This is a genomic window from Rhizobium sp. BK619, assembly GCF_014195245.1.
Classification (GTDB): domain Bacteria; phylum Pseudomonadota; class Alphaproteobacteria; order Rhizobiales; family Rhizobiaceae; genus Rhizobium; species Rhizobium acidisoli.
The window spans coordinates 243,142-268,939 of sequence record NZ_JACIBH010000004.1 but is presented as its reverse complement, the minus strand read 5'-3'; the positions used below and the strand labels follow the sequence as shown (position 1 = coordinate 268,939).

Annotated in this window: 21 protein-coding genes and 4 tRNA genes; 8 read left to right on the top strand and 17 right to left on the bottom strand. The window is 57.1% G+C overall.

All coding sequences use genetic code 11. From position 1 onward, the window contains the following. Positions 1-30 precede the first annotated feature (30 nt). Together FHX14_RS09365 and FHX14_RS09360 are read left to right on the top strand one after the other, a co-directional pair. On the top strand, positions 31-1,365 hold the full coding sequence (locus FHX14_RS09365) for an AAA family ATPase (protein ID WP_348649239.1): 1,335 nt from the start codon (positions 31-33) through the stop codon (positions 1,363-1,365). An 8-nt stretch (positions 1,366-1,373) separates the two neighbouring features. Next, positions 1,374-2,252, top strand: coding sequence for a DUF4435 domain-containing protein (locus FHX14_RS09360; protein ID WP_184376936.1), 879 nt, complete (start codon positions 1,374-1,376; stop codon positions 2,250-2,252). A 141-nt stretch (positions 2,253-2,393) separates the two neighbouring features. On the opposite strand, the gene FHX14_RS09355 is transcribed toward FHX14_RS09360, so the two are convergent. The 7 genes from FHX14_RS09355 to gloA all read right to left on the bottom strand — a co-directional run bounded on the left by FHX14_RS09355 (position 2,394) and on the right by gloA (position 11,305). Beyond that, positions 2,394-5,387 (bottom strand): type I restriction endonuclease, encoded by a 2,994-nt coding sequence (locus FHX14_RS09355; protein WP_184376935.1) that lies wholly within the window; start codon positions 5,385-5,387, stop codon positions 2,394-2,396. Then, complete coding sequence (locus FHX14_RS09350; RefSeq protein WP_184376934.1) at positions 5,384-6,691, bottom strand: restriction endonuclease subunit S; 1,308 nt, start codon at positions 6,689-6,691, stop codon at positions 5,384-5,386. The genes FHX14_RS09355 and FHX14_RS09350 overlap by 4 nt, the downstream gene beginning before the upstream one ends. Continuing rightward, positions 6,688-8,706, bottom strand: a complete 2,019-nt coding sequence (locus tag FHX14_RS09345) for a class I SAM-dependent DNA methyltransferase (RefSeq protein ID WP_184376933.1) — start codon at positions 8,704-8,706, stop codon at positions 6,688-6,690. The genes FHX14_RS09350 and FHX14_RS09345 overlap by 4 nt, the downstream gene beginning before the upstream one ends. Positions 8,707-9,212: 506 nt before the next feature. Beyond that, positions 9,213-9,287: transfer RNA gene (locus FHX14_RS09340), tRNA-Glu, on the bottom strand. A 75-nt stretch (positions 9,288-9,362) separates the two neighbouring features. Then, positions 9,363-9,437, bottom strand: a tRNA-Glu gene (locus tag FHX14_RS09335). 197 nt (positions 9,438-9,634) lie between these two features. Next, positions 9,635-10,699, bottom strand: a complete 1,065-nt coding sequence (locus tag FHX14_RS09330; RefSeq protein WP_003586878.1) for a D-Ala-D-Ala carboxypeptidase family metallohydrolase — start codon at positions 10,697-10,699, stop codon at positions 9,635-9,637. Positions 10,700-10,864: 165 nt separating this feature from the next. Further along, entirely contained in the window at positions 10,865-11,305 is a 441-nt protein-coding gene (gloA, locus tag FHX14_RS09325) for a lactoylglutathione lyase (RefSeq protein WP_003586877.1), read from the bottom strand. 194 nt (positions 11,306-11,499) lie between these two features. Between gloA and FHX14_RS09320 the strand changes: the two genes are divergently transcribed. Next, positions 11,500-12,078, top strand: coding sequence for a cold-shock protein (locus FHX14_RS09320; protein WP_003573434.1), 579 nt, complete (start codon positions 11,500-11,502; stop codon positions 12,076-12,078). A gap of 1 nt (position 12,079) precedes the next feature. After that, positions 12,080-12,568: a DUF192 domain-containing protein gene (locus tag FHX14_RS09315; RefSeq protein WP_003586875.1), complete on the top strand. Its 489-nt coding sequence runs from the start codon at positions 12,080-12,082 to the stop codon at positions 12,566-12,568. A gap of 32 nt (positions 12,569-12,600) precedes the next feature. On the opposite strand, the gene FHX14_RS09310 is transcribed toward FHX14_RS09315, so the two are convergent. Together FHX14_RS09310 and FHX14_RS09305 are read right to left on the bottom strand one after the other, a co-directional pair. Then, positions 12,601-12,677 (bottom strand) — tRNA-Arg (locus tag FHX14_RS09310). A gap of 57 nt (positions 12,678-12,734) precedes the next feature. Further along, positions 12,735-13,040: an ETC complex I subunit gene (locus tag FHX14_RS09305; protein WP_003586872.1), complete on the bottom strand. Its 306-nt coding sequence runs from the start codon at positions 13,038-13,040 to the stop codon at positions 12,735-12,737. A gap of 595 nt (positions 13,041-13,635) precedes the next feature. Between FHX14_RS09305 and FHX14_RS09300 the strand changes: the two genes are divergently transcribed. Further along, positions 13,636-13,712 (top strand) — tRNA-Pro (locus tag FHX14_RS09300). A 287-nt stretch (positions 13,713-13,999) separates the two neighbouring features. On the opposite strand, the gene FHX14_RS09295 is transcribed toward FHX14_RS09300, so the two are convergent. Next, positions 14,000-16,042 carry a right-handed parallel beta-helix repeat-containing protein gene (locus FHX14_RS09295; RefSeq protein ID WP_003586721.1) on the bottom strand — a complete coding sequence of 681 codons (2,043 nt, stop codon included), beginning with the start codon at positions 16,040-16,042 and terminating at the stop codon, positions 14,000-14,002. A gap of 762 nt (positions 16,043-16,804) precedes the next feature. Continuing rightward, a complete protein-coding gene (locus FHX14_RS09290) occupies positions 16,805-17,137 on the bottom strand; it encodes a hypothetical protein (protein ID WP_003586719.1) in 333 nt (110 codons plus the stop codon). Positions 17,138-17,358: 221 nt separating this feature from the next. Here FHX14_RS09290 and FHX14_RS09285 point away from each other — a divergent pair, with 221 nt between their 5' ends. Further along, on the top strand, positions 17,359-17,754 hold the full coding sequence (locus FHX14_RS09285) for a hypothetical protein (protein WP_003586717.1): 396 nt from the start codon (positions 17,359-17,361) through the stop codon (positions 17,752-17,754). Positions 17,755-17,875: 121 nt separating this feature from the next. Here the strand turns inward: FHX14_RS09285 and FHX14_RS09280 are convergent, their stop codons facing one another. Both FHX14_RS09280 and FHX14_RS09275 read right to left on the bottom strand, forming a co-directional pair. Further along, complete coding sequence (locus tag FHX14_RS09280; RefSeq protein ID WP_003586716.1) at positions 17,876-18,187, bottom strand: hypothetical protein; 312 nt, start codon at positions 18,185-18,187, stop codon at positions 17,876-17,878. 171 nt (positions 18,188-18,358) lie between these two features. Further along, positions 18,359-18,799 carry a DUF3597 domain-containing protein gene (locus FHX14_RS09275; RefSeq protein WP_003586714.1) on the bottom strand — a complete coding sequence of 147 codons (441 nt, stop codon included), beginning with the start codon at positions 18,797-18,799 and terminating at the stop codon, positions 18,359-18,361. 501 nt (positions 18,800-19,300) lie between these two features. On the opposite strand from FHX14_RS09275, the gene FHX14_RS09270 reads away from it, so the two are divergent. Continuing rightward, positions 19,301-19,873 (top strand): hypothetical protein, encoded by a 573-nt coding sequence (locus FHX14_RS09270; RefSeq protein WP_003586713.1) that lies wholly within the window; start codon positions 19,301-19,303, stop codon positions 19,871-19,873. A 77-nt stretch (positions 19,874-19,950) separates the two neighbouring features. Here FHX14_RS09270 and FHX14_RS09265 read toward each other — a convergent pair whose 3' ends face one another. From FHX14_RS09265 to FHX14_RS09250, 4 genes are all read right to left on the bottom strand, one after another. Then, on the bottom strand, positions 19,951-20,724 hold the full coding sequence (locus FHX14_RS09265) for an amino acid ABC transporter ATP-binding protein (RefSeq protein ID WP_003586711.1): 774 nt from the start codon (positions 20,722-20,724) through the stop codon (positions 19,951-19,953). A gap of 35 nt (positions 20,725-20,759) precedes the next feature. Next, entirely contained in the window at positions 20,760-21,914 is a 1,155-nt protein-coding gene (locus FHX14_RS09260; RefSeq protein WP_003586709.1) for an amino acid ABC transporter permease, read from the bottom strand. 1 nt (position 21,915) lies between these two features. Further along, entirely contained in the window at positions 21,916-23,118 is a 1,203-nt protein-coding gene (locus FHX14_RS09255) for an amino acid ABC transporter permease (protein WP_184376932.1), read from the bottom strand. Positions 23,119-23,220: 102 nt separating this feature from the next. Continuing rightward, complete coding sequence (locus FHX14_RS09250; protein ID WP_003586705.1) at positions 23,221-24,246, bottom strand: amino acid ABC transporter substrate-binding protein; 1,026 nt, start codon at positions 24,244-24,246, stop codon at positions 23,221-23,223. A 359-nt stretch (positions 24,247-24,605) separates the two neighbouring features. Between FHX14_RS09250 and FHX14_RS09245 the strand changes: the two genes are divergently transcribed. Beyond that, on the top strand, positions 24,606-25,796 hold the full coding sequence (locus tag FHX14_RS09245) for a cystathionine beta-lyase (RefSeq protein WP_037073109.1): 1,191 nt from the start codon (positions 24,606-24,608) through the stop codon (positions 25,794-25,796). The last annotated feature ends 2 nt before the right edge of the window (positions 25,797-25,798 follow it).

Sequence of the window (25,798 nt, the reverse complement as noted above, 5' to 3'; positions counted from 1 at the left end):
TTTCGAAATGTAAGGACGACCGAGTTGGCAGTGTTAGTTGATGAAAGCGGAGAAGCAGTTCTAAGCGATCTGGTGCTTCGTAAAATTACCATATTCGAATATCGCGGAAAGATTGATCCGCTCGTCATTGATTTGAAACGCGACGCCAACTTCCTTATTGGGCGGAACGGAACCGGCAAAACGACGCTTATAAACCTCATAAACAACATTCTGTCTGCAAGATACCAGGCCCTAGCTCGATCGCCATTTTCGGCGGCCGAGGTAGTCTTTGCACACTCCGATAAGCGATATAGCCCGACGCTTTTCGTTGAGAAGCTATTTGACGAAGAGGGTTTTGTCGCAGGCGTCAGATTTAGATTTCGCGATTACAAATCCAGGGAAGACAGTTTCTCTTATGTTCTTAGAGTGCGCCCATATCGCAACGCAGAAGAGCCAAACCCTGCCGTATTGCGAAAACTCAAGCACGAGCTTTCAAAACGATATAGCACAACATGGCTGGCGCTTAATAGAAGTGCAGGCTTGAATGATCCTGAAGCGGATAAGCCCAGGATGCCGGAGATTGACCGCAAAGTCTTGGACACGGTTACAAGACTTGCAACCTACTTCACAAAACTTGATAACGAATTTGCTGCGGAAGTCCAGACGTTCCAACAAAAGTGGCTTCTTTCGTTTCTCGTGGAAGAACGCCAAGACAATATGTTGCGACGCGTCAATGATCTTGATCTGGAGGAGGAGAGGTTGCACCTCACCTCTATGCTTCAGGAGCTGAAGATACCACCTGAAGAGTACTTGCCAAAGGTTGATCGTCATATTGCCACTGCCAAAAGGTTGGCGACTGAAGGTTTCGACAAGGTAAGCACGTTTGCCGCCGCAGTTAATCTGATCGAAATCTCAAAGTTGCATGGATGGGTGGTACGGTGGAGAGTCCTTCAAGAAAAGCGTGAGCAAATATACTATTTCAAGAATAAGTTCTTAGAGAAACTTGAAGAAATGCTTTTCCGAAAGCGAGCCTATACTGACGACGGAAATACTCTCCGGGTAGAATTCAAGCATGGCTACGCTATACCGTCGGATAGAAAAGAAATAAGTCGATCAAAAAGCCATGAGATACAGATACCTGACCTATCTTCTGGCGAAAAACAGCTGATAATATTTTTGGGAGAGACCCTACTTAGAGAGAAAAAGCCATACATATTTATAGCTGACGAGCCAGAACTGTCATTACACATTGAGTGGCAAGAAAAGCTTGTTCCAGTAATCTTGGAAATTAGCCCGCAAGCTCAAATATTATTTGCAACCCATTCCCCGGATATCGTTAATCGGTATGGCGAGAACGTATTTTCAATGGAACAGCTGGCTTACTGAAAATGCTGATGAGATCGAATTCGGGGCTATCGAACCGTAGCCTTTTCACTGATGCGATATTTACGCTTTATGTTGAAGGTGGTGGCGGACAACCAGGAAAAGGCTCAACTGACGTCGTCTTTTGGCGGGCAATTTTCACCAGACTTCGCCCTGAGATCAGGATCACGATCAGCGTCCTCGGCGGGAAGCCGCAGCTCGAGACTATCGCGAAAAAAGTGGCATCGAATGATGTGCGCAATTCCATTGTTGCTATGGATGCCGATTTCGACGAACTTCTCAATGAAAAGATTCAATCACCGTTCGTTATTTATACGTACGGTTATAGCTGGGAAAATGACGTTTTCTACGGACCAAGTCTGATATTAGCAATCGAGCGACTGTTGCATATGGATCAACTTCCATCTCACGTCCTAGAGGGGTTGACTAACAGCTACGAAGAATTGCTGCACGGACTTCGACCATTCGTGAATATTGATTTCTATCTGAGAGCCTTGAAGACGTCGTTGTTCCCACAGATGAGCCCTGGTCACTTTATATCCCATGACCCTGCGACGGCTAAACCGTTCCTCAACACTCTATCATTGCGCAAGAAATACATAGAGACGCTGCGCAAAGTTCCGGTAGCCAAGCGGAGAAACCGTCCGAAGCTTTCCATTATCGACACAGCGTCATACACACAGGGGCACGCGATTGAATTTCTGATGCGGAAGGTTGTTGCTTTTGCAGTTCGATTGGGTGGGCGAACGATGAACGTGAACGATGATTTGTTGTTTCAAACTATTGTTCCGGCGTTTTGCGACGCAACCCTCGGATCAACCCTTCCAATTAGATCTTATTACACCAATATGCTTCAAAATATTACCTCGCAGGCTCAGGAGGCTAACTAGACTTGAGTCGATAGAAACTCGCCGCCCAGCCACTGTAAGGCAAACTGGCCTCTACATCTTGGAGATGTCTTGGCTGTCAATTTACCCCTCTTTGAAACCCGCCGATTTCGCCGCGGGTCGGTGATCTGGGACGTATGGGCTTCATGGGGCATGGTTGTCCCGCACCTGCCGGAGCGCTCGGTTGAAGAAATGGCGCGTGGCCTTGTCGCGTGCATCGGAATCGGAAAGGACGATGTTGCGCATCTCGTTGTCGCGCTGGAACATGCGGATCGCGCCCTGAAAGAAGGCTTGGGCGAAAGCGGTATACACCACATCGGGCGGGTTGTTGCGGAGCATTTCTGAAAGGTCGGTGCTGAGGATTTCGTTGTTCACGGCTTCGAAGCGGATCATGTCGGCTTCGGTGAACTGCGTGCCGTGGCGCTCATTGAACGCCTTCACGATCTGGGAAAGCTCTTTCTGCTCGTCTTCGGTGTAGGGCTTCGCGCCGAACTCGCTGATGGGTTTGAGCGGCGCGCGGTCGCCCGCCGAAAGCGAAGCGTCACCCTGCTCCTTCTGCTCCACCTTGAACTTTTGAAGGCGGAGCATGTCGTCGGTGATCTCGATTTCGGGCGGGATTTCGCGGTTGGGAAGAAGCCGCGAAAGCCAAGCGGCATAGGCTGACAGTTTCTCTAGACTCGTATCCTCCAGCTTCATGACTTGGGAGATGAAGCTGTAGAAGCGCATGTAGCTCCGCAAGAGTTGGCGGAACTCTTCCTGCCGGCCCTCGTCGTCGTCAGCCTCAAAGCGTGTGACGGCCTGACGGACAAGCCCTTCAAGGCGGGCGCGGTCGCCGCCGTCCAACGGCCCTTTGAAATAGGTTTGCGCGAAGCGCTCGATCTCTTCCTTGTCGAGATAGCCGAATTTGAACAAGCGACCTTCAAGGTCGTAGACAAGGTTTGGGTCGGAATTGGCCTCCAGCGCCGTCACATCATAATAGGGGCGGAAGGCGCTCTGAATGTCCTCGATGGTATTCTGGAAGTCGAGAATGAAGGTCTGGTCTTTCCCCGGCCGCGTGCGGTTCAAGCGCGAGAGGGTCTGAACGGCTTGCAAGCCCGCGAGCTTGCGGTCGATGTACATGGCGCAAAGTTTGGGCTGGTCGAATCCGGTCTGGTATTTTTCGGCGACGATCAGGATTTGATATTGCTCGGGATAGGACGTGCCGTCGGGTTTGAAGCCATCGAAGCGGCGGGGAAGCTCGGTTTCCGCGAAGCCGTTCAGGTCCGCCTCGGTGTATTTCTCGCCGTTGAAGGCGATTTCGCCCGAGAAAGCGACAAGGGCGCGAAGATCGGTGTAACCCTGCTGAGCGATGTAGTCGCGCACGCCGAAATAGTAGCGCAGCGCGTGATCGCGGCTGCTGGCGACGATCATCGCTTTCGCCTGTCCATCTAGCAGCTTGGCGACGTGGCGGCGAAAGTGCTCGACAACGATCTCGACCTTTTGGCCGAGGGCGGTGGGGTGGAGGTTGGCATATCGGGCAACCTTGCGCTGACCGCGCCGCCCGCTCAATTTCGGATCGTCCTCGACTGCCTTTTCAAGCGCGTAATAGGCTTTGTAGGTCATGTAGTTCTGGAGGACGTCCAGAATGAAGCCTTCCTCAATGGCCTGACGCATGGAGTAGAGGTGAAAGGGATGTGGCATCCCATCCGACCCCTTAGTCCCGAAACGCTCCAACGTGACGTTGCGCGGCGTCGCCGTGAAGGCGAAAAAGCTGATATTCGGCTGCGGGCCGCGTGCCTTCTGGTAAGCGGCGATAATATCCTCGATGTCGTCACTGGAATCGGCTTCGCGGCTTAGCGCATCAGTCATGGCTTGCGCGGTCGCGCCCGATTGGCTGCTGTGAGCCTCGTCCACGATGACGGCGAAGGTGCGGCCCGATTGGCCGGAAATCTCCCGTAAATGCTCGGTCGAAAACTTCTGGATGGTGGTGACGATGATGCGCACGCCGTTGGCAATGGCTTCCTTCAACTGGCGGGAAGTGCCGTCAATCTTGCGCACGATACCTTGCACCTGTTCGAACTGCGAGACGGTGCCTTGAAGCTGGCGGTCAAGCACGATGCGGTCGGTGACGATGATGGCGGTGTTGAATACGGCCTTGTCAGCCGCGTCGTGCAGGTTGATGGCGTGGTGGGCGAGCCAGCCGATGGTGTTGGATTTGCCCGAACCTGCGGAATGCTGAATGAGGTAGTTTTGTCCCGTGCCGAACGCTTGCGCGTGGCTCATCAGCTTGCGCACCGCGTCAAGCTGCTGGAAGCGGGGGAAGAGCATGGCTTCTTCCCGACCGCTCGTGTCGAGGTGCATGAAACGCCCAAGGATGTCGAGCAACACGGGGCGAGAGAAAATCGCTTCGCCCCAAGCGCCAGAGTGATAGAGATATGCGACACGAAATTCGCCTTCCACATCGGGATTCCCCGCTCCCCCATCGCGACCACGATTGAAGGGCAGGAAGCGGGTGCGGCCATTTTGCAGCCGCGTGGTCATGGATACGTTGTCTTCGTCCACCGCGAAATGCACTAACGCGCCGCGCTTGAAGGTCAGCAAAGGCTCCCCTGCGGGGGAGCGGTCTTTGCGATATTGCTTTTCGGCGTGGCGGAAGTTGGAGCCGGTAAGAAGGTTCTTCGCTTCTAGCGTCGCGACGGGAAGGCCGTTGACGAAAAGCGCCACGTCCAGCCGATTGCCGTTGCGTTCGCTATATTCAACCTCCTTCATGACGGAGAGGATATTGGCTTCGTATTCGGCGACGCGATTCGGCTCCAAGGCGCTTGCGGGGCGGAAATAACAGAGCATGAACTTGATGCCGGGGACGATCTTGATGCCCTGCCGCAGCACGTCCAGCAATCCGCGATCTTTGAGCGCCTTTTCAAGCTGTTTAAAAAAAGTCACCTCGGCGGAAGCCAAATAGTGTCTTTCGAGCTTCGTCCATTCCTCGGGCTGAGTGCTGCGGACGAAGCGCAGCACAAGCGCCTTGTCCATCGCCAGGGCGCGGTCATAGTCTGTCTTGGCGTCGCGCTGCTCATACTGCTCGCCCGCTACAAGCTGCGCGATCAAGTGGACTTGAAGCACCTGCTCCTTGTGGGCGTTGTGGGCGGCGGTGTTCATGCGCGAAGCGTCTCCTCGATCTTGTCCAAGCGGCGGTCGGTAAGGCCCTGTTTGTCCCACGTCGCCACGTTGATCTGTCCCGTAACGGCGGCGGTGATAAGCGCGCTGCGGAGTTCGCGGAGGCGGTCGATAGACCGACTGACTGCCTCACTAACGTCCCGTAGGTTCTTGAGGACGCGGTTCACTGAGGTGGCAATCTGCCTCTGCTCATGCAACGGAGGAAGAAACACGGGAAGTGACAGAAACTTCTCTGGCTCCATACGCCACTGGTCAATTCGAATTCCGTTGGAAATCAAGTGATAAGCGGTTGGCATAGGTCTGGCGCGTAGGAGGTGGTGCATATATCCAGCGTCGTGTTCACCGATAGGAACCATGACAACATAGTCAGGGCTGGTGATTCCGGTAAATGTTGAAACACCTAATGACCCCTGCCAAGCCTTCATCTTGTTTATAACAAGGTCGCCCGGTTCAACGAGTTGGTATTTTGATAGGTCTTCGGGAGTTTTGTTAATGTTGTCGTCGCGTGACGATTTCTCAATGACGCCAAACTCCCGATACACAGAGAGAACAGTTCGATCCTCAAATCCCTGACGCTTGCGCATCTTGAAATGCGCCTTAAGACGGCTCTCAGTCCAATGGCTTGGGACAGCACCTCGCCAAACAATGCCGCTGGGGAACGTGTCAATGTTTGCGTCGGTCCCTCTAAGAACAAGCCTAGAAATCTCGGCTTTCTCCTTTTCAGGAAACAGGGCCAATTGCCCTTGTTTCTTTTGGATCAACTGGTCGATCCGGGCTGTTTCGCGGTTGAGGAAATCAGCGATGGATTTTTGGGTGGGGAGGTCGGGAATCGGAATGAGGATGCTTCCGAGAGCGGACGGGTTAATTGCAGGATAGCTAACGCCTGTAGAGGCTGCAACAACGCTTTCCACAAAAGGATTTGATTGAACGGCTCGGTAAAGAAAACCGGGCAGTATCTGCGAATTAGGACGCAGCACAGCGAAACCTGTCGAAACTATCCAGTTGTGCGCCTCGGGCCCAATGGACGCGACGGCTTTCAAATAGGTTCGTACTGTCGAAATGATGACATCGCCAGATTGCACGGGTTTCCGTGCGCGGCTAGGAGAGTTCGCAAACTTCATCTGCTCGCGTGCTGTAACGCCGCCCTCAAGTGTAACATTGCCGATGTCGACATATTCAAACTCGAAATCGGGGTCGGTAGATTCCGACAAAGCCTCGGGATTGAGCGTGCAGGCGTGCTTTAACGGAAGAAGCTGACGATGACATGAAGAAGGCCAGAAGCTCACGCCGCCACCTCTTGCAGCAGCACTGCGATTTCCGCTTCGAGCGCCCTCAGTTCCGCGTCGATCTCTTCAAGCGGGCGCGGCGCGACGTAACGATAGAAGTAGCGGTTGAAGTTGATCTCATAACCGACGCGCCCGACCTCACGGTCGCCCGCGTCACGGTAGTTTTGGTCCACCCATGCGTCGGGTACAAAGGGGATGACTTCCCGCGCTACGTAGTCCCGCCAGTTCTCATTGAGCGGCACAAGCTCGTGGTCGCGCAAATCGGCGTCTGGTTCGGGGTTGCCGTCCTTGTCGGTGCAAATCTCGGCATTATCGTCGCGCTCGGCGAGTGCTACGAGGATGGCCTTTTTGACGGGGCCGCCGATCTTAACAGCGTTGCCTTTTAAAGCCTTGGCCAGGACTTTCTCGAAAGCGTCGCGGTTGGTGAAAAGCTTGTCGCCAAGGACGAGCAAGACGACCTCGATCTGCTCCTGCTCGTTTTCGGAGAGGCGCAAGAAGGCCTTGTCGTCGCGAAGGCGGGCGATACGCTCGGCACTGGCCCGAAAGTTAAGGCGCAACGGGCGCTCGACGCGGATTTCGCGGTAGCCAAAATCGCCAGTATCGAAGATTTTGGCAACGTCGCCTTCGCCGCTCCCGCCGTTCAGGTAGCCCTCGTAAATGCGCACGATCTCGGCGCGGGCCTCGTCGGGAATCTCGCGGCGTTTGGAGCCGAGGGATTTGCGCATGGGTTTCCAAAACCGCTCGCCCGATGCGTCGATCAACTGCACCTTGCCTTGTCGGTCGGCGGGCTTGCGATTGGTCAGCAGCCAGACGTAGGTTTGGATGCCCGTGTTGTAGAAAAGGTCCGTGGGCAGGGCGACGATGGCCTCGACCCAATCGTTTTCCAGCATCCATCGGCGAATTTCGCTTTCGCCGGAGCCTGCCCCTCCGGTGAAGAGCGGGGAGCCGTTCATGACAATGCCGATGCGCGAGCCGTCTTCGTCGCCGCGCATTTTGGAAATCATGTGCTGGAGAAAGAGAAGCTGACCGTCCGATATACGCGGCGTTCCGGCTCCGAAGCGGCCGGAGAAGCCGAGCGTGTCGGCCTCCTCTTTGACCGGGTCTTGATACTTTTTCCAATCCACGCCGTAGGGCGGGTTCGACAGCATATAATGGAAGCGCTTGTCCTTGTGCGCGTCCTGCGTAAGCGTGTTACCGAAAGCGATCTGTTCGGGGTCGTGGCCCGTCACCAGCATGTCGGATTTGCAGATGCCGAAAGACTCGCCGTTGATCTCCTGCCCGAATAATTCGACGCGGATGGAGGGGTTGAAATCTTGCAACGCCTCTTCGGCCAGCGCCAGCATCCCACCCGTTCCGCACGCGGGGTCATAGACTTGGCGGATGATACCGCGCTTTGTGAGCTTAGTGTCGTCATTTGCGATCAGCAAATCAACGATCAGGCGGATGACCTCGCGGGGGGTGAAGTGCTCTCCCGCCGTCTCGTTGGAGATTTCCGAAAACCGGCGAATAAGCTCCTCGAAGAGATAGCCCATCTCGATATTGCTCACGTGGTCAGCGTGAAGATCAATCTCGGTCATGCGCTGGAACACGTTCCAGAGAATGCCGCCATCCTTGAGCCGCTTGAGCTGGTCGGTGAACAGGAACTTGTCGAGGAAGATGTCGCGGACGTTGCCGGAGAACTTCGTGATGTAATCAACGAGGTTCTGGTGGAGCTGGCCGGGGTCTTGCCCCTTGAGAGTGGCGAAGGTGAAGCGCGAAAGGTTGTAGACCTTCACGTTGCCGCCGATCGCGCCGAATAAAATCATGTCGCGTGTGGGGTCATCCACGCCGTCGGGAAGCGTCTTGGCAGCGTCGAGCACTTGGGCTTTCGATGCTTCGAGAATGCAATCGAGTCGGCGCAGCACCACGAAGGGTAGGATGACCTTTCCATATTCCGACTGTTTGAAGTCGCCGCGCAGAATCTCGGCAATCGACCAGACAAAACCGCCCAACGAGCGGATTTCTTCTTTTTGCATCTCTACTCTCTTCCCCTGACAGACGTGGCGGCTCGCGTCGCTGTGACCGGACTACCCTGCAGGCTGGTTAACAAGGCGTCCCCGGTCCTCGCATACTTCAGCATCAAATTCACTGACTCAATTAAGAATCGTTGCGGTGGGAATAGGTAAGATCGAACGGTGTTGCCAAGCTGACCTTGTCACGGCGCTCATCAGGTTTTCCGGACGCTCGAAATTCCAACGCACCCCGACTTTTGGCTATTTTTTACCGCCCGGAAGGCTTTGGGGCACCGCGCGGCCGACTTGGATCAAGAATGGAACCGCGACTATCGCTGAAAAGCGCTGCTTGGCGGGGGCAAGAGGCATGTGGTGGCGGCTGGTAGGAACCAGTTCTTCCATCGCCACCCCGAGAAAATGCCCTTGCCTTTTCAATTGCCCCCGAATTGCCCCCGGACGCTGATTAATTAGAGAATAATTTCTCTGCCGTATCGCCTTGAATTTATCCGATTGATTTTACGGTGAAAAATTGGTGCGCCCTAGGGGAGTCGAACCCCTCTTTACAGAATGAGAATCTGTCGTCCTAACCGATAGACGAAGGGCGCAGGCCAGCCCCGTTAAAATAGGAACGCGCGCAGACTTCTGCAAGCGGATGCGATGGCTTCTATATGGAGAGAAAGTGGCACGCCCTAGGGGAGTCGAACCCCTCTTCCCAGAATGAAAATCTGGTGTCCTAACCGATAGACGAAGGGCGCTTCCTTCGTGGTGGCGCCCTTATAGTCAGGCGTTATGAATCCCGCAAGCGGCAAATTCGGTTTCTTTCAAAAAAATGACAGGAAATCCGTATGCGTTCGAGCAGCTGATTATTGAAGCTGAATCAACGGGCTGCCGACTATCTCTTCAACAAGACGAGGCGGCGCTTCCGTAAGGTCATGCGAAAAACGCGCGGCCGTCAGATCGCTCTTGCGGTCGCCATAGGCGCGCGTTTGCCGCCGCAGCCCCAGTTCCAGTCGCGGGTTTTGCCGGTATCGAGATGGACCGAATCCGTGTGGCAATAGGTGCCGACGCCGCCGCGGTTCGGCAGCGAGCGGATATAGGCGGCGATATCCCATTTCGTGACGCCGTCGATCTGGATGTCGGCCGCCTCGCAGCTTTTGTGCATCGATTCGTCGGCGCCGCCGACCAGGCGGTTATGCTCTTCGTCGCGATAGCCTGACGTGACGATAACAGGCCGGCCGAAATGGGTTTCCACCGTCTTGATCACGTTCAGCAGCTCGGGCTTGAAGCAGCCGACCTCGACCTTGTCGTTCTGGACATGCAGCCCGTTCGGCGCGATCCGCGTCATGCCGGGCAGCGACGCTTTTTGCAACAGGCCGGTGAGGCTGCCGAGCAGGTTCTGCTTCGGCGCGCTGTAGAGCGCATTCATCGTCGGGGCCGGATTGCCGTCTGCCGCCAGCGACGCCGTTTGGACGGGCGCAAGCTGTGTGCTGCCATTCTGCGAGGATTGCTGCGGCAGCACCGGCTCCGCAGGCGGTTCTGTTACCGGTTGCTGGCTGTAGACGCTGCTTCTCGCGGGTGCTGCACCAACAGGCGCATAGGCCTGCGGCTGAATGACCGTCGACGTGCTGTTGTTCTGCGGCGCCGGCTGGTGGTCGGAAAAGATGCTCATCGCCTGCGCGTTGATCCGGGTCGACTGCAGCACCAGCCCGCCGATATTGGCAGGCGCTGCCGCCGCCGGATCGGCGGGCGGGACGGGCGCATTCGGGTCCGTTGCCAAGGCCTGGGGGGCGGCTTGAGCGCTAGAGACATTGACGAGCCGGGGATCCGTGTAGACCGAACGTGGGGCAGGGCCTGCGGGTGCTGCCGCGGCAAGCTGCGGTGCGGCTGCCTGCGGTGCCGGAACGGCTGCGGCGGAATCGAGTGCCTTCTTGTCCGACGCGCAGCCGGACAGCGCCAGCACCGAAGTGGCGATCAGCAAAGCGCCCATCAGGGGCATCCGCATCTCAATGTGACGCAAGCGACAGTCTCCAGTTGATGCGGAAAATGGTCGAAAACCGCCATCTTCCGCGTCGAGTCGCCAGGAGATTGCCTGCAGGGCCGGATCGCGGCAAGCGTCGAGGCGCCGGCCGGACCCGAAATCGCAAAAGCCGCAAGCCTCGCAAAAGCCTTGCGGCGAAAAGCCTTACCAGGCGCCGGTATTGCCCATCGAGGCCCAGGGCTCGGCGGCGGCGAGCGGGCTGCCTTTCTGCAGGATTTCGATCGAGATGCCGTCGGGCGAGCGCACGAAAGCCATGTTCCCGTCGCGCGGCGGCCGGTTGATGGTGATGCCGTTGTCCATCAGCTTCTGGCAGGTTGCGTAAATATCGTCGACCTCATAGGCGAGGTGGCCGAAATTGCGTCCGCCGCTATAATCTTCCGTATCCCAGTTATAGGTAAGCTCGAGGCAGGGAGCCTTTTCGCTGCGCGCACGGCCGAGATCGTCGCGAGCAGCCAGGAAAACCAGGGTAAAGCGGCCCTTCTCGTTTTCGTGCCGGCGAATCTCCTCCAGCCCGAACAGCGTGGTGTAAAAGGCGAGTGAGGCATCCAGGTCTTTGACGCGAACCATTGTATGGAGATAACGCATTCTATCTACTCCTTTATTGGGTCTGGCTTTTTCGGCGAGCTGAGGTCAGCCTCGGGCAAGTCAACGATATAAAATGTGCAGTTGGGAATAACCGAAAACTAGGACTTGCGCTTATCCGTTACCAAGATGTTAATCTTGATTTCAAGAATCAGTTAACCGTAACAGTGTGACGCGTATTCGAGGGGCTGGCGACTATGGCTGACAGGATTTCATCGAACGAATACTCCGACCTTGACGAGCTATCGGCAGAGGCGGTCGATCTTGTTGAAATCACCGGCGTCGTCAAGTGGTTCGACGTCGCTAAGGGTTTCGGCTTCATCGTGCCCGACAACGGCATGCAGGATGTTCTCCTGCACGTGACCTGCCTGCGCCGCGACGGTTACCAGACGATCCTCGAGGGAACGCGCATCGTCGCCCTCATCCAGCGTCGCGAACGTGGCTACCAGGCTTTCAAGATCCTTTCGATGGATCAGTCGACTGCGGTTCATCCCTCGCAACTGCCGCCGGTGCGCACACATGTGCAGGTCACCGCGACGAGCGGCCTTGAGCGTGCGCTGGTCAAATGGTTCAACCGCACCAAGGGCTTCGGCTTCCTGACGCGCGGCGAGGGCACGGAAGACATCTTCGTGCACATGGAAACGCTCCGCCGCTTCGGCCTGACGGAACTGCGCCCCGGCCAGGTGGTGCTCGTCCGCTTCGGCGACGGCGAAAAGGGCCTGATGGCCGCGGAAATCCATCCCGACATTCCGAGCCCGGCCAGCCGGTCGCATTGATATGCGTGACATCGTCCTTCTTCATGCGATCAAAAGCGCCATCCTGGCGCTTTTTTTCATGGTTGCGCTGCCGGCTTTCGCCGAGGAGCAGATCCACTTCGACAAGGAGCCGCTGCTCATCCAGACCGCCGCGGGCAAGGTGCTGCATTTCACTGTCGAGATCGCCTCGACGCCGGATCAGCGCGCCTACGGGCTGATGTTTCGCAAGACGATGGCCGATGATGCCGGGATGATCTTCGATTTCGACGAGCCCAGACGCGTCACCATGTGGATGGAAAACACCATCCTGCCGCTCGACATGCTTTTTGCCGACGGCACCGGCACGATCCGCCACATCAAGGAAAACGCGACGCCCTATTCGCGCGATATCATCGACTCGATGAGCCCGGTGAAATACGTCGTCGAACTCAATGCCGGCATCGCCGCCAAACTCGGGATCAAACCGGGCGACAAAATCGTCAGCGCCACGACGACCAAGAAGTCGAAGTGACGGGACCGGGCGGCTTCAGGTCATTGAATTTGTGGCGACCCCTGCAGGAATCGAACCTGCGACAACCTGCTTAGAAGGCAGGTGCTCTATCCAGCTGAGCTAAGGGGCCGTCTGGCGAACGCGTTCAGGGAGCGCGACCGGATGCGGCAGTTCTGGACGAGAAATCTCAATGCGTCCAGGGCTGCGTGCGGGTATAGCGGAAATTATCCGGATAGGCCACAACCTGGCGGACGGGATCCTTCGGTGCGATGACCCGGTATTCGATGCCGTTGCGCTGGGCATAGGCTTCGGCCAGTTGGTGTGTTTCGAAGGTGAGTTTCACCTGCTGGCGCGTATCGCCGGAGGAGGTGTAACCCATGATCGGATCGATCTTGCGCGGCGACTCCTGATCGAATTCAAGCACCCAGAGATGGCTCTTGGCCTTGCCGGACTGCATGGCGGTCTTGGCTGGACGATAGATCTTGGCAGACATGACTGCGCGTCTCCGACTATGCGGGCAACACCCGCCTTTAATGGTCTCAATTCTCGTTGCCGAGGCTCTTGCTTCATCTTGAGAGATAGCGCGAAGAGATGAATTTTGCTTATCCGCGAATCCCCGCCTTATCAAGAAAAAAGGCGGCGTATGAAGCGTTGCCGGTATCATCGCGATGATAGGGCGATGCTGCGGAAACACGACACCGGCAGACAGGCCGGTTGCGCAATATTACCGATCGTCTCATGTTGTGATCACAACCTGATTGCCGCGGCCAGCCCGCGGGACTATTTACGGCTCAGTCAATTTCAGTGGATTGCACGCATGATGAGACGTTCGGCGGAGTTCAATGCCATTGTGATCGGGGCCGGCATTACGGCTTTCTTCTACGTTGCCATCAGCTACGCTCAATATATCGGTCTGCTCGAACGCGGCTGAGGCAGCGCTCTCCTGACGTCCAATTGCGTCCGACGGCGCAGACGCGCGTCATGCAGCTTTTTCTAGAGACATCGACGTATCAGGCGGGATTCTTCGACCCGCGCTGGATTTATGGGTTGCGACGGCGAAGTGAACCGTGTATCTCCCCGCCACGGCACGGAGTGTAGCGCAGTCTGGTAGCGCATCTGGTTTGGGACCAGAGGGTCGGGAGTTCGAATCTCTCCACTCCGACCATTCAATATCCCGATATCTTGCATCTTTGACAGCCGCATCATGGCCCGCATTGTCGGGCGTGGTGCCGGCCAACTGCGTCCGGAAACGGATGACAGACAGATAAAGCGCGTCGCATCAAACTTGATTGATGCGACGCGCTTTAGCTTTGTTTTATGCATGAGTGCCACGTTAGTCACCAGCAACCTTCCGTCGACGATGACGGAGACCTTGGTGTCCGAACGCCTGATCGGCGCTCGGATATCAGCACGATGGTTGTGGCGATCGGACGACCGCCACAACGGGGACAATTACAGGAGAAAATCGCCTGCCCCCAAGTGGACCAAGCCCTTCAGCTGAACCTCGAAGTCATGAACACCGTCGCCGTTCGTGTCGGCCTGGATAACGGTAACATCGTTCGCGGTTCCGGACTGGTCGTCATAGTGCCAAGCGAGCGCGCCAGCCTTGTGGTCGAACAGGGCATTCTCCTGTGCCTGAAAATGGAAGGTTCCATTGCCCGCCGCAGAGCCATTCGCATCGATCGCCGAGAGGTCGATCTTATCGATGCCGTGCTGGAAGTCGGTGATGACGTCTCGGTTCAAGCCGGACCCGGTTTCCGTCGGTGCTTTCAAGATAAACTTATCCTCGCCGGTGCCACCGGTCATAATGTCCTTTCCGGCACCACCAATGAGGACATCATTGCCGGCGCCGCCGTCCAGCTTGTCCGCGCCAGCCCCGCCAGTGAGAACGTTGCCGCCGCCGTTGCCGCCGGTCAGTACGTCGTTGTAGCTTGAGCCGGTCAAGTTTTCGATACTGGCGATCTTGTCGCCGGTCGCCTCGCCGCCCGATGCGACCTTAGTCGCCAAGTTGACGTTGACCGCGCCGGAGCCCGCATAGCTGGCGGTGTCGTTGCCAGTACCGCCGTCGAGCGCGTCCGCGCCGGCCCCGCCCTTCAACACATCACTACCACCGAGACCCTTGAAGGTTTCGTTGCCGCCGTTCGACTGACCGGTGTGTGGCAGGATATCGTTGCCATTGGTGCCGACGAATTCCTTTGTCGGCGCGGTTGGCGTTGTCGGTTGCGTCGGGGTGGTTGGCGTTGTTGGCGTTGTCGGTTGCGTCGGCGTTGTCGGCGTTGTCGGCGTGGTTGGCGTTCCCGGGGTCGAGCTGGAGCCCGATTCGTAGGCACCGATATCGACAGTTCCAACGACGCGAGCGTGGCCGTCCAGATCGACCGATGCGACACCGTATTTGCTGGTTCCGCTGTCGATCGCCGACGAGCCGGAGCCGAGGTGGAAGTTGTCGCTCGCTGCCCCCGCGAATGTCGGGTCGACGCCGAGCTTATTGCCGTTCGCCGTGCTGGGCATCGCGTTGCCGCCGTCGGTCTTGACCGATGCCTGGCCGGCCGTGCCGTTGTAGGTGATGTTGTTGGCCCAGACGACGTTGCTGTTGGCGCCACTGGTAGACGTGTTATCGATCGCAGTGTTGTTCTTGTTCACCGATGGGTCCGCTACGGCGACGTTGTTGACCCAGGTGTTGTTGTTCGACGCGGAGTTGCTGAGCTCGCCGCGCCAGGTGCCGGTGTTCGCGTTGTCCTGATTGTTGTGGTATGCGGTGTTGTTTTTCACCGTGACAGAGTCGCTCCAGGTAACCTGAATGCCCTTGCCACCGTTCTCGTAGACGAGGTTGTTCTCAACCAGGGTCTTGAATGTGTAGTTCGGATGACCGCTCGACTGCGTGCTCTGGAAATCGTCGATGATGATGCCATTGCCATCGGTGTGTGCACCCGCCTTCGTGACGTTGTCGTGTGAGATATTGTTCCGCACGATCGTCCGGTAGCCGTCCGTCGAGGTATCGCCGGTAATGTTCCGGTTCTCGTAGATCGAGATGCCCGAGTACCAGCCGGACGACGCGTTATTGTACGTCTCGTTCCCTTCGACCCGGATGAAATCCGATTGGTTGAACTGAATGCCCGACTCGCCGCTGTCGTGGACAGTATTGTTGAGGATCTGGATGTGGTGGACGTTGTTCGCTTCAATGCCGTCGCCAGTGCCGCCCTTGATGTCAAAGCCGTCGATGACCACGTAGTTGCCGTTGACACTGATCCCGGTGTATGAGCCCGCTGGCGGCCGGATCAGCGCCCCCCCGGGCACTTCCGAGCGCAGCGTGATGTTGCCTGCCGCTGAGCCGTCCTTGTCGATGTTGATGGACTCGTTGTAGGTCCCCGCTTTCACCACGACCTCGTCGCCGGGCTTAAGGTTCGACGCCATCGCGTCACCGATCGTGCGGAAAGGCGAGGAGGCACTGCCGTTACCGCTGCTGCTGCCAGTCGTCGCTACGTAGTATGTTGTCATTGTCTTGTTCCTCAACCCCTGCCCGTTAATATTTTAGGTTAATCATGTCTTACGGCGGGGGGTTATAGGGCGACATTTTGGAGGGCGCAACAGCAACGCAACGGTAAGTACTTGAGAAACATAGCCATATTGCTGCCACATTATCCCAATCACCTCGATGTTACGTTTTGAAATATTTGTAGAATTTCGAGTCGCCCAAATTGAGGCAGTATAAATGTCTCGCATTTCGCGAATTATTCTTTCTGCAACTATAGCGAAATGCGTCTATTGAAAACATTAGAAAAACTTGACGGCGTGACTGGATTCCTCTCGCCAAAGGCGGAATCGACATTTTTTTCTGAATTTAGCAATTTTTGAGCAGAATCGCCCTAAAAATGGGGGCTGATCGAGATGGTTGGGGGAGGCAAGACCGTCGAATCGCCTGCACTTCGGACTTCACAATAAGCCCCCCATCAAACGGATCGGCGATCAGGCAAAGCTCTCGTTTTCTGATCCCGATGCAGCGTTCAGGTACTCGGAACGCCGCTGCAGGCATGCCGCAAGAAGCGCGTCTACACTCCGGCGAAGTCCCGCTCTATGACATCGAGCTTGCTCCGACGGCTATTGCAATGTCAGCCGTTACTGAAACATCGGCTTTGCCAAAGCTGTCGTCGATACGACAACGGTAATGAACCGTGCCTAAGGTTTGAATGACAACCGCGTTTCGAGCGGGCCATTGACGGCTTGCGAGGGTCGGGACCGCAAGCCGTCGCTTGATCCAGTTTAACGCCCTTGGAAAATCTTGATCAGCTTCGGTGTGAACTTGTGGCTTTTGATGGCAACGAAATCATCGTAGGTGGCGCGACCGGAAATCATCGCCGCTAGAAGCCGATTGCAGGCAACGCGCGGAGCGTCTTTGTCCGAAGCGTTTGTCACGATGCCAGCGTTGCGGCGCGCATTTGCATCGAAGCTCTTCACGCAAATATTGACAGCCTCATTTCTCGCTCTTGCACTCCCCTGCGTCAAAGTAACGAAGGAATCATATTCCTGGCGAGTCGGTACGCAGGCAGCGAGCAAGGCCATGGCAATCAATACTATTATGGTGCGAGTAGGCATTGTTATCTTATTCCTTTAAATATCCGATGGTCGGTTTCTGGTGTTTATTTCGATTCGTGTGATGCAGGAAAGACCACGCGCAAAAATTGCGATGTCGCCCAGAAGAAAAATTGCTGCATTTTGACAGTTCAGCCTGCAGTATACTGCCCTAATCACAATAGGCGGGATGTTGTTTCGCCCGACGGGTTGTAATTTGGCCGCCAATCCTGAGGAGGCGGAACATGAGAACCATCCTATCCAGCGTCGGCGCTGCGGCCTTCATGCTGTCGGCTGTGAACACCTATGCCGTCGATCTTCCGGCCGGCGCCAAGAAGGTCACGATGGAAGAGTTTAAAGCATTTGCTGATGGCAAGCATGTGAAGGTGGAGATCGTTGATCTGGACAAGCCCGTGACCGCCGATCTGGTCTGGAACTGGAAGAAGGGCACGATCACCGGTAAGGCTGATGTCGGCGGCAAAACGATCGACGTGAAAACCAAACTCACATTCAAGGGCGATAAAGCTTGCTCCAATGGCAAGGGCGAAAAACCGAGCTGCCATTCGATCTATATCGACGGCGACAAGTTCTACGAAGTTCGCGATGATATGAAAGTTCATGCGGTCTCGACGGTCGGCTGAAGCCGCGGCTCGAGAGGAACTTGCTGACATGTGGGCAGTCGCAGCGGAAACGGCCCGCCAACACGGCGGGCCGATGTTTTACCTTGAAGGTCCATGACGGATCTGCGCTGCTCGGATCTTCTTAGCGATCGAGGAAATGCTCGAAGTAGACCTCGGGGATCGGGTAGGCGTAGACGCCTCTATCGACGAAGCCGTGTCTGTAGAGGCAGTTTCTGAGCGCCGCATTGTAATGCAGGCTTTGCGGATCCGGCGAGCCGCGTCGCCAGGAGCCCGCCTCCGGCACGCACCACCGCAGCGATTTGTCGTATCGAGCCAGGAGGACCGGGTCGGTATCGACCCGGATGCCGCTGTAGGATTGATAGTTTGAAGGAGATTCCGCGGCCGAAATACAGCCCAAGCTAAGCGCAACGCCAACGACTGCCATCAATCTCATTGGATTTCTTTCTCCCGTGATCGATTATCGAAGTAATCGAGCGGAACGATATTGGTTCCAGCGTCTGCGGGCAAGGGGACTTGTTGCCTGCGGTCTGAGCGGCGCATGCCCTGGATTGCCGACGCTCCGTGACAGATGAGCCTCTATCGCGAAGCGCCGGGCGCTCTTCGATCAATCCAGGAGATCGGCGGGTACTTTGCCGCCATTTTCCGACAGGCGTTTCATCAGTGCCTTGTGCAGCCACATATTCATTTTGGCGGAATCACCGGTGTCGCCGGTATAGCCGAGTTCAGAGGCGAGCTCCTTGCGCTCAGCCATGCTCGCATCCATCCCGACCGCTTTCATCAAATCCACGATCGAGTGGCGCCAATCGAGTTTCCGGCCGCTCTTTTTCACCGCCGCGTCGAGGATCGGGACGATATCGACATTTGCTGCGGCCGGGGCCGTGGCCGGCTTGCTTTGAGCGGGAGAGGCGGTCGGTGCCGGACTGGGCGCCGCCGAGGGCGAGACGGGAGCCGGGGCGGGCGGCGCCTTCGGCGCGCCTGATGCAACGGGTTCGGCTGCTTTTGCTTCCCCGAAGATTGCATGTTTGATCTTGTCGAAAATGCCCATTCTTGGACCTCCAGTTCCATTAGATGAGAACATGCTGAAACATGGACTTCTTGCCTGATATATCCAGAACGGAAGGGCGTTATTTTTCGCTATCTCAATCAGTGATGGAGAAGCCAGTTCCAAGGCAAGGCGCAGGCGATCTGCAAAACTGCCTAAGGTTCAATCGCCGTCAATCGCATCGACAACTGCGTTTTTGCTTGCCGCACTGAAGATCCCCGACGCAGTTCGGAAGGAAATACTCAGCCGGCGTTCCAGTGACGGCAAGCCATGTTCGCTTTCGGCACAGTCGGGTCGGTAATTCGCATTTCAATAACCCTGAAAGATCATTGCACGCCACGAAGCCGACTTGCCGCGCCGGGTTGTGAAACATTCGTCATCTTTTCACGTTGCCTTGCAATGGATGTCCTGCAGGTTGCAGGCGTCCAGACGATCGAAGGCACGCGCGTTCCTCGATTTTCGATTGCCGGGCAGATCGCCCGGCGAATGGAAACGGAGGAAAACATGACCCATAATCACAATAGACTATCCATAGCGGTGCTCGTATCCACCTGCGCCCTGTTTGCCATGACGGCAAGCGATGCACATGCCATCGATGTCGGCGTATCGGTAAATGCCGGCAATGCCGCCAGCGCCGATGTCGGGGCATCGCTTGGCGGCGGCAGTGGCATTAGCGCCGATGCCAATGCTTCCGTCGGCGGTTCGAGCGGCGTCAACACCAATGCGACCGCCAATGCCGGCGGCGGGCGGGGCGTTGATGCCGATCTCAATGCACGCATCGGCAGCACCGGTGGGCTTGATACCGACGCCACGGCCTCGGTCAGACGCGGCAGCGGCGTCGATGCCAATCTCGCCATCGGCGGGGCAGGGGGCAGCAACAAATCCGCGACTGAGGGTAACCTCAGCGCATCCCAGGCCCGCATCCTGGACGACTTCCGGTCGAGGCCGGTCAATGAGCAACGCAAGATGCTTGTCCGTTGCGTTGATATCTCATCGCCTGGCGGCTCGGCCTCAGGTGGTTCTGATTCCGGCCTTGCCGGTCTCTGCAGCCTGCTGCAGGCGTCAGCCTCGCGCTGAACGTGAAAGACCCGCCGAACCGGAAGGCGCGGCGGGTCTCAAATAGCTTCAGCTCCCAAGCCTATGCAGGATCTGGCCTAATGCAGAATCTGGCTGAGGAACAGCTTGGTGCGTTCGTGCTGCGGATTGTCGAAGAACTCGGCCGGCGAATTCTGCTCGACGATCTGGCCCTGGTCCATGAAGATGACGCGGTTGGCGACCTGGCGGGCAAAGCCCATTTCATGGGTGACGCAGAGCATGGTCATGCCTTCTTCGGCGAGACCCACCATCGTGTCGAGCACTTCCTTGATCATCTCGGGATCGAGCGCCGAGGTCGGCTCGTCGAACAGCATGATCTTCGGGTTCATGCACAGCGAGCGGGCGATCGCTACGCGCTGCTGCTGGCCGCCGGAAAGCTGTCCCGGATATTTGTTGGCCTGCTCGGGGATCTTGACACGCTTCAGAAAGTGCATGGCGACTTCTTCCGCCTGCTTCTTCGGCATCTTGCGCACCCAGATCGGCGCCAAAGTGCAGTTTTCGAGGATCGTCAGGTGCGGGAAGAGGTTGAAGTGCTGGAACACCATGCCGACTTCGCGCCTGACCTCGTCGATCTTTTTCAGGTCGTTGGTGAGTTCGGTGCCGTCGACGATAATGCGGCCCTTCTGATGCTCTTCCAGGCGGTTGATGCAGCGGATCATCGTCGACTTGCCGGAACCCGACGGGCCGGCGATGACGATGCGCTCGCCGCGCATGACCTTGAGGTTGATGTCGCGCAGCACGTGAAAATCGCCGTACCACTTGTTCATGTTGATGATATCGACCGCCACTTCCGTTGCGGAAACGGTGAGCTTTTTAGCTGGAGCTTCAGCCATGATTGTTTTCCCTCATTCTTATCGTTTTAGCGTTCTTATCGTTTGTGGCCGGTATCGAGATGGCGTTCCATGAAGCCCGAATAGCGAGACATGCCGAAGCAGAACAGCCAGAAGATGAAGCCCGCGAAGATCAGGCCCGTAATCGGCGTGACGGCGCTTGCCCAGTTGGCATCGGAGAAGTTCTGCTTCACAATACCGAGCAGATCGAACATGCCGATAATGGTGACCAGCGACGTGTCCTTGAAGGTTCCGATGAAGGTGTTGACGATGCTCGGGATTACCAGCTTGATGGCCTGCGGCATGATGATCAGCCGGGTCTTTTGCCAATAGCCGAGGCCAAGTGAATCGGCGCCTTCGAACTGTCCCTTCGGAATCGCTTGAAGACCGCCACGGATCACTTCGGCCATATAGGCCGACGTGAAGATCGACACGCCGATCAGTGCCCGAAGCAGTTTGTCCACGTTCCAGCCTGTGGGAAGGAAGAGCGGCAACATCACGCTTGCCATGAACAGGACGGTGATCAGCGGAACGCCTCGAATGACCTCGATGAAGGTCACGCAGAGCATGCGGATGACCGGCATCTTCGAACGGCGTCCCAGTGCAAGCAGAATACCGCAGGGCAATGACACTGCAATGCCGACAAAGGACAGGACGAGCGTCACCATCAACCCGCCCCAGAGCGGTGTCTCCACCACTTCGAGGCCGTACCCGCCGTGAAGAAGCCAGAAGGCGATGATCGGCAGGGCGGCGAACAGAAGAATGGCGTTCAGGCCCTTGCGCGGCGCCGACGGGATCAGCATCGGAACCAGAAGCAGAATGAAGAGGATCCCGACGATCGCCGGTCTCCAGCGCTCGTCGAGCGGATAGCGGCCGAAGATAAACTGATCGTACTTGGCGCTGACGAAGGCCCAGCACGCGCCACTCCAGCCCTCGGGCTGGATGCCGCCCTGGATTGTCGTCGCGCAGAATGTGCGGTCGGGCCCGGACCATACGGCCTGGATGAACAGCCAGTTGACGAGATGCGGCACGGCCCATGCGATCAGCGCAACAGCCAGGATTGTCAGGATCACGTCTTTCGGAGTTGCCAGGAGGTTGCGGCGTATCCAGGCAACGGCTCCCCTCTCGCCGCGGGGCGGCGGTTCGGCAGCAAGGATGGACGTTCTGACGAAGGGTTTATCGGCGACCGACATCTTATCTCTCCACCAGTGCCATCTTGGCATTGAACCAATTCATGAACAGCGACGTGAGAATGCTCAGGCTGAGATAGGCGATACCCCAGATGCACACGATCTCGATCGCTTGACCGCTCTGATTGAGGATCGTGCCGCCGACGGCAACGAGATCGGAGAAACCGATCGCGATGGCGAGCGAGGAGTTCTTGGTCAGGTTCAGGTATTGGCTTGTCAGCGGCGGAATGATGATGCGCAGCGCCTGCGGCACCACGACAAGTCTCGTCACGTTCGACGGATGCAGCCCCAGCGCGCCGGCTGCCTCGGATTGTCCCTTTGGAACGCCGCGAATGCCGCCACGAACGATCTCGGCGATGAACGAGGCGGTATAAAAGGACAGAGCGAGAAACAGCGACATGAATTCGGGGCCGACGACCGAGCCGCCCGTCAGATTGAACTTTCCGGCGACGGGAACATCGAAGGTGAGCGGAAAGCCCGAGGCCACGAAGACCAACAATGGTAGGCCGACGATCAGCGCGATCGACGCCCATACCGTATGGAACGGCTGGCCGGTTGCGGCCTGTCGTTTATGAGCCCAGCGCGCCATGATGATGGCGGCGACAATCGCAATCAGCAGGGCAATGCCGACCGCTAGCATGCCTGTCTCGAAGATCGGCTTCGGGAAGGCTAGTCCTCTGTTGTTGAGGAACATGCTGAACGGCAGCCCCACCGATTCGCGCGGCTGCGGCAGGACGGAGAGAACGCCGAGATACCAGAAGAAGATGACGAGCAGCGGCGGAATATTGCGGAAGATTTCGACATAGACCGTGCAGAGCTTGGCAATCAGCCAGTTCCGCGACAACCGGCCGATCCCGATAATGAACCCGATGATGGTTGCCGTGACGATACCGGTCACCGCCACCAGCAAGGTATTCAGAATACCGACGAAAAGCGCGCGTGCATAAGTCGAGTCGCTTGAATAGCCGATCAGCGACTGGCCGATTTCGAAACCGGCGCGACCGCGAAGAAAGCCGAAACCGGATGCCGTATTGCTGCGGGCAAGGTTCACGGCCGTGTTGTGGGCCACCCACCACACAAACGCCACGAGAACAACGATTGTTAGAATCTGGAAGAATATGCTCCGGTATTTCGGATCGTACATTGCCGACCGGAAAGTCCAGCCGGTGTCATGCAAAGGTGTCCTATCCACAGCCCCATGCGTCATGCCGCGCCAATCCCCTTGTGCCCGTTTTCGGGCTTTCTTTTTGACTTTTTAGAAGCGGGAAGGCGGCTGGCCGCCTTCCCGGCATTTCATGCCAAGGCTCGATTAACGAACCGGCGGTGCGTACTGGATGCCGCCCTTGTTCCAGAGAGCATTCAAGCCGCGGGCGATCTTGAGCGGGCTACCCTGGCCGATGTTGCGCTCGAAGATTTCGCCATAGTTGCCGACGCCCTTGATGACGTTGGCGGCCCAATCATTGGTCAGGCCGAGATCCGTGCCGATCTTGGTGTCGGTCTCGCTGCCGAGGAAGCGCTTGATGTCCGGGTTCGGCGAATTCTTCATCTCGTCGACATTTGCCTGGGTGATGCCGAACTCTTCGGCATTGATCAGCGCATAAGCCGTCCAGGAAACGATATCGAACCACTGATCATCGCCCTGACGGACGGCTGGGCCGAGCGGTTCCTTGGAGATGATCTCAGGGAGGATGACGTGTTCGTCGGGGTTCTTCAGCGTCAGACGCAATGAATAGAGCCCGGATTGGTCGGTCGTGTAAACGTCGCAACGACCGGCGTCGTAGGCAGCGTTGACCTCAGGAAGGTTTTCGAAGACGACCGGATTGTACTGCAGATTGTTCGTCTTGAAGTAATCGGCGAGGTTCAGTTCCGTGGTCGTGCCCGACTGCACGCAGATTGCGGCGCCGGAGAGTTCGAGAGCCGACTTCACGTTCAGGCTCTTGCGCACCATGAAGCCCTGGCCGTCGTAATAGGTGACAGGACGGAAGTTGAAGCCGAGTGCGGTGTCGCGATTGATCGTCCAGGTCGTATTGCGCGAGAGGACGTCGATTTCACCGGACTGCAGGGCGGTGAAGCGTTCCTTCGCGTTTGTCGGCGTGTACTTGACTTTGGTGGGGTCGCCGAACACAGCCGAAGCGACGGCCTTGCAGAAGTCGACGTCGAAGCCGGCCCAATTACCGGAAGCGTCAGGCGCGGCAAAGCCAGTAAGACCGGTATTGACGCCGCATTGCACGAAACCCTTCGCTTTGACGTCTCCGAGAGTGGTGGCCGAGGCAGCCGAGGTGCCAAGAGCGAAAACTGCTGCGCCGATAGCGGCGGACAGAAGCTTGTTCTTCATTTTTTCCCAACCTTTTCCGTTGTCTTATATTTTCTTGTGGGGAAGTTCCGGCGGAAAAACCTGCCGCCCCCAATGTCTCGACACCCTCCCGGCGCGAGTACCCTATCACAGTCGCAAATGTCACCATGGTCAAGTGTCACCATCAATAATTGCGGCAAAATTCAGAATTTTGGTCGATTGCGCCGCATTCGAGGGCGGTTGGCTATGAAATAGGCGTCCGATTGCGGAAAAATAACGCGAAATTCGGAAATTCCATCATGTCCAACCGTTGTCGCCAACCCACCGTCAAGGGGTTGACCGGACACGGCGGGGCGTCCAAAAGTCTGGTTTCGCGCCCCTCGCCAAAGGCTATTTCCGACATGAAAGAAAAAGACAGCTTGCTGCAGAACGCCGGCATCAACACCCGCCTGACGCATATCGGCAACGACCCTTTCGACTATCACGGCTTCGTCAATCCGCCGGTCGTGCATGCCTCGACGGTGCTGTTTCCAAATGCGCGCACGATGGAGACGCGCTCGCAGAAATACACCTATGGAACGCGCGGCACGCCGACGACGGATGCGCTCTGCGAGGCAATCGACGCACTCGAAGGCTCGGCCGGCACGATCCTCGTCCCCTCGGGCCTTGCGGCCGTCACCATTCCGTTCCTGGGTTTCGTTACCGCCGGCGACCATGCGCTTGTCGTCGATTCGGTCTATGGCCCGACGCGCCATTTCTGCGACACGATGTTGAAGCGGCTTGGCGTCGAGGTCGAATATTACGACCCGTCGATCGGCGCCGGCATCGAGACGCTGTTCCGGCCGAACACCAGGATCGTCCACACCGAGGCGCCCGGCTCCAACACCTTCGAGATGCAGGATATCCCGGCGATCTCGGCGGTGGCGCACCGCCACGGCGCCGTTGTCATGATGGACAATACCTGGGCGACGCCGCTCTATTTCAAACCGCTCGATCACGGCGTCGATATCTCGATCCACGCATCGACGAAATATCCGTCCGGCCATTCCGATATCCTGCTTGGAACGGTGTCGGCCAATGCCGGGCACTGGGAGCGGCTGAAGGAAGCAAACGGTGTGCTCGGCATCTGCGGCGCACCCGATGACGCTTACCAGATCCTGCGCGGATTGCGCACCATGGGCCTGCGCCTCGAGCGGCATTATGAAAGCGCGCTTGGTATCGCGCAATGGCTGGAGGGCAGGGAGGACGTCGCCCGCGTGCTGCATCCTGCCCTGCCGAGTTTCCCCTCTCACCATCTCTGGAAGCGTGATTTCAAAGGCGCCAGCGGCATCTTTTCCTTCGTGCTCGCCGCCGATGGCCCCGAAAAATCCAGGGCAAAGGCGCATGCCTTCCTCGATGCGCTCCGGATCTTCGGTCTCGGCTATTCCTGGGGCGGCTTTGAAAGCCTCGCATTGCACGCCTATCTCAACGACCGCACCGTCGCCAAGGCCCCGACGGATGGTGCTGTCATCCGCCTGCAGATCGGCATCGAGGATGTGGTTGACCTCAAGGCCGATATCGAACGGGGATTTGCCGCCGCAAGCGCCGTCTGACA

What these genes read in the sequence shown, in the direction of transcription:
- FHX14_RS09275 (WP_003586714.1), bottom strand. Translation starts at nt 18,799, where the DNA reads ATGGGCATTTTCGACAAGATCAAACATGCAATCTTCGGGGAAGCAAAA.
- FHX14_RS09270 (WP_003586713.1), top strand. Translation starts at nt 19,301, where the DNA reads ATGACCCATAATCACAATAGACTATCCATAGCGGTGCTCGTATCCACC.
- FHX14_RS09250 (WP_003586705.1), bottom strand. Translation starts at nt 24,246, where the DNA reads ATGAAGAACAAGCTTCTGTCCGCCGCTATCGGCGCAGCAGTTTTCGCT.
- FHX14_RS09320 (WP_003573434.1), top strand. Translation starts at nt 11,500, where the DNA reads ATGGCTGACAGGATTTCATCGAACGAATACTCCGACCTTGACGAGCTA.
- FHX14_RS09255 (WP_184376932.1), bottom strand. Translation starts at nt 23,118, where the DNA reads ATGACGCATGGGGCTGTGGATAGGACACCTTTGCATGACACCGGCTGG.
- FHX14_RS09360 (WP_184376936.1), top strand. Translation starts at nt 1,374, where the DNA reads ATGAGATCGAATTCGGGGCTATCGAACCGTAGCCTTTTCACTGATGCG.
- FHX14_RS09355 (WP_184376935.1), bottom strand. Translation starts at nt 5,387, where the DNA reads ATGAACACCGCCGCCCACAACGCCCACAAGGAGCAGGTGCTTCAAGTC.
- FHX14_RS09345 (WP_184376933.1), bottom strand. Translation starts at nt 8,706, where the DNA reads ATGCAAAAAGAAGAAATCCGCTCGTTGGGCGGTTTTGTCTGGTCGATT.
- FHX14_RS09295 (WP_003586721.1), bottom strand. Translation starts at nt 16,042, where the DNA reads ATGACAACATACTACGTAGCGACGACTGGCAGCAGCAGCGGTAACGGC.
- FHX14_RS09305 (WP_003586872.1), bottom strand. Translation starts at nt 13,040, where the DNA reads ATGTCTGCCAAGATCTATCGTCCAGCCAAGACCGCCATGCAGTCCGGC.
- FHX14_RS09290 (WP_003586719.1), bottom strand. Translation starts at nt 17,137, where the DNA reads ATGCCTACTCGCACCATAATAGTATTGATTGCCATGGCCTTGCTCGCT.
- gloA (WP_003586877.1), bottom strand. Translation starts at nt 11,305, where the DNA reads ATGCGTTATCTCCATACAATGGTTCGCGTCAAAGACCTGGATGCCTCA.
- FHX14_RS09315 (WP_003586875.1), top strand. Translation starts at nt 12,080, where the DNA reads ATGCGTGACATCGTCCTTCTTCATGCGATCAAAAGCGCCATCCTGGCG.
- FHX14_RS09245 (WP_037073109.1), top strand. Translation starts at nt 24,606, where the DNA reads ATGAAAGAAAAAGACAGCTTGCTGCAGAACGCCGGCATCAACACCCGC.
- FHX14_RS09285 (WP_003586717.1), top strand. Translation starts at nt 17,359, where the DNA reads ATGAGAACCATCCTATCCAGCGTCGGCGCTGCGGCCTTCATGCTGTCG.
- FHX14_RS09280 (WP_003586716.1), bottom strand. Translation starts at nt 18,187, where the DNA reads ATGAGATTGATGGCAGTCGTTGGCGTTGCGCTTAGCTTGGGCTGTATT.
- FHX14_RS09265 (WP_003586711.1), bottom strand. Translation starts at nt 20,724, where the DNA reads ATGGCTGAAGCTCCAGCTAAAAAGCTCACCGTTTCCGCAACGGAAGTG.
- FHX14_RS09260 (WP_003586709.1), bottom strand. Translation starts at nt 21,914, where the DNA reads ATGTCGGTCGCCGATAAACCCTTCGTCAGAACGTCCATCCTTGCTGCC.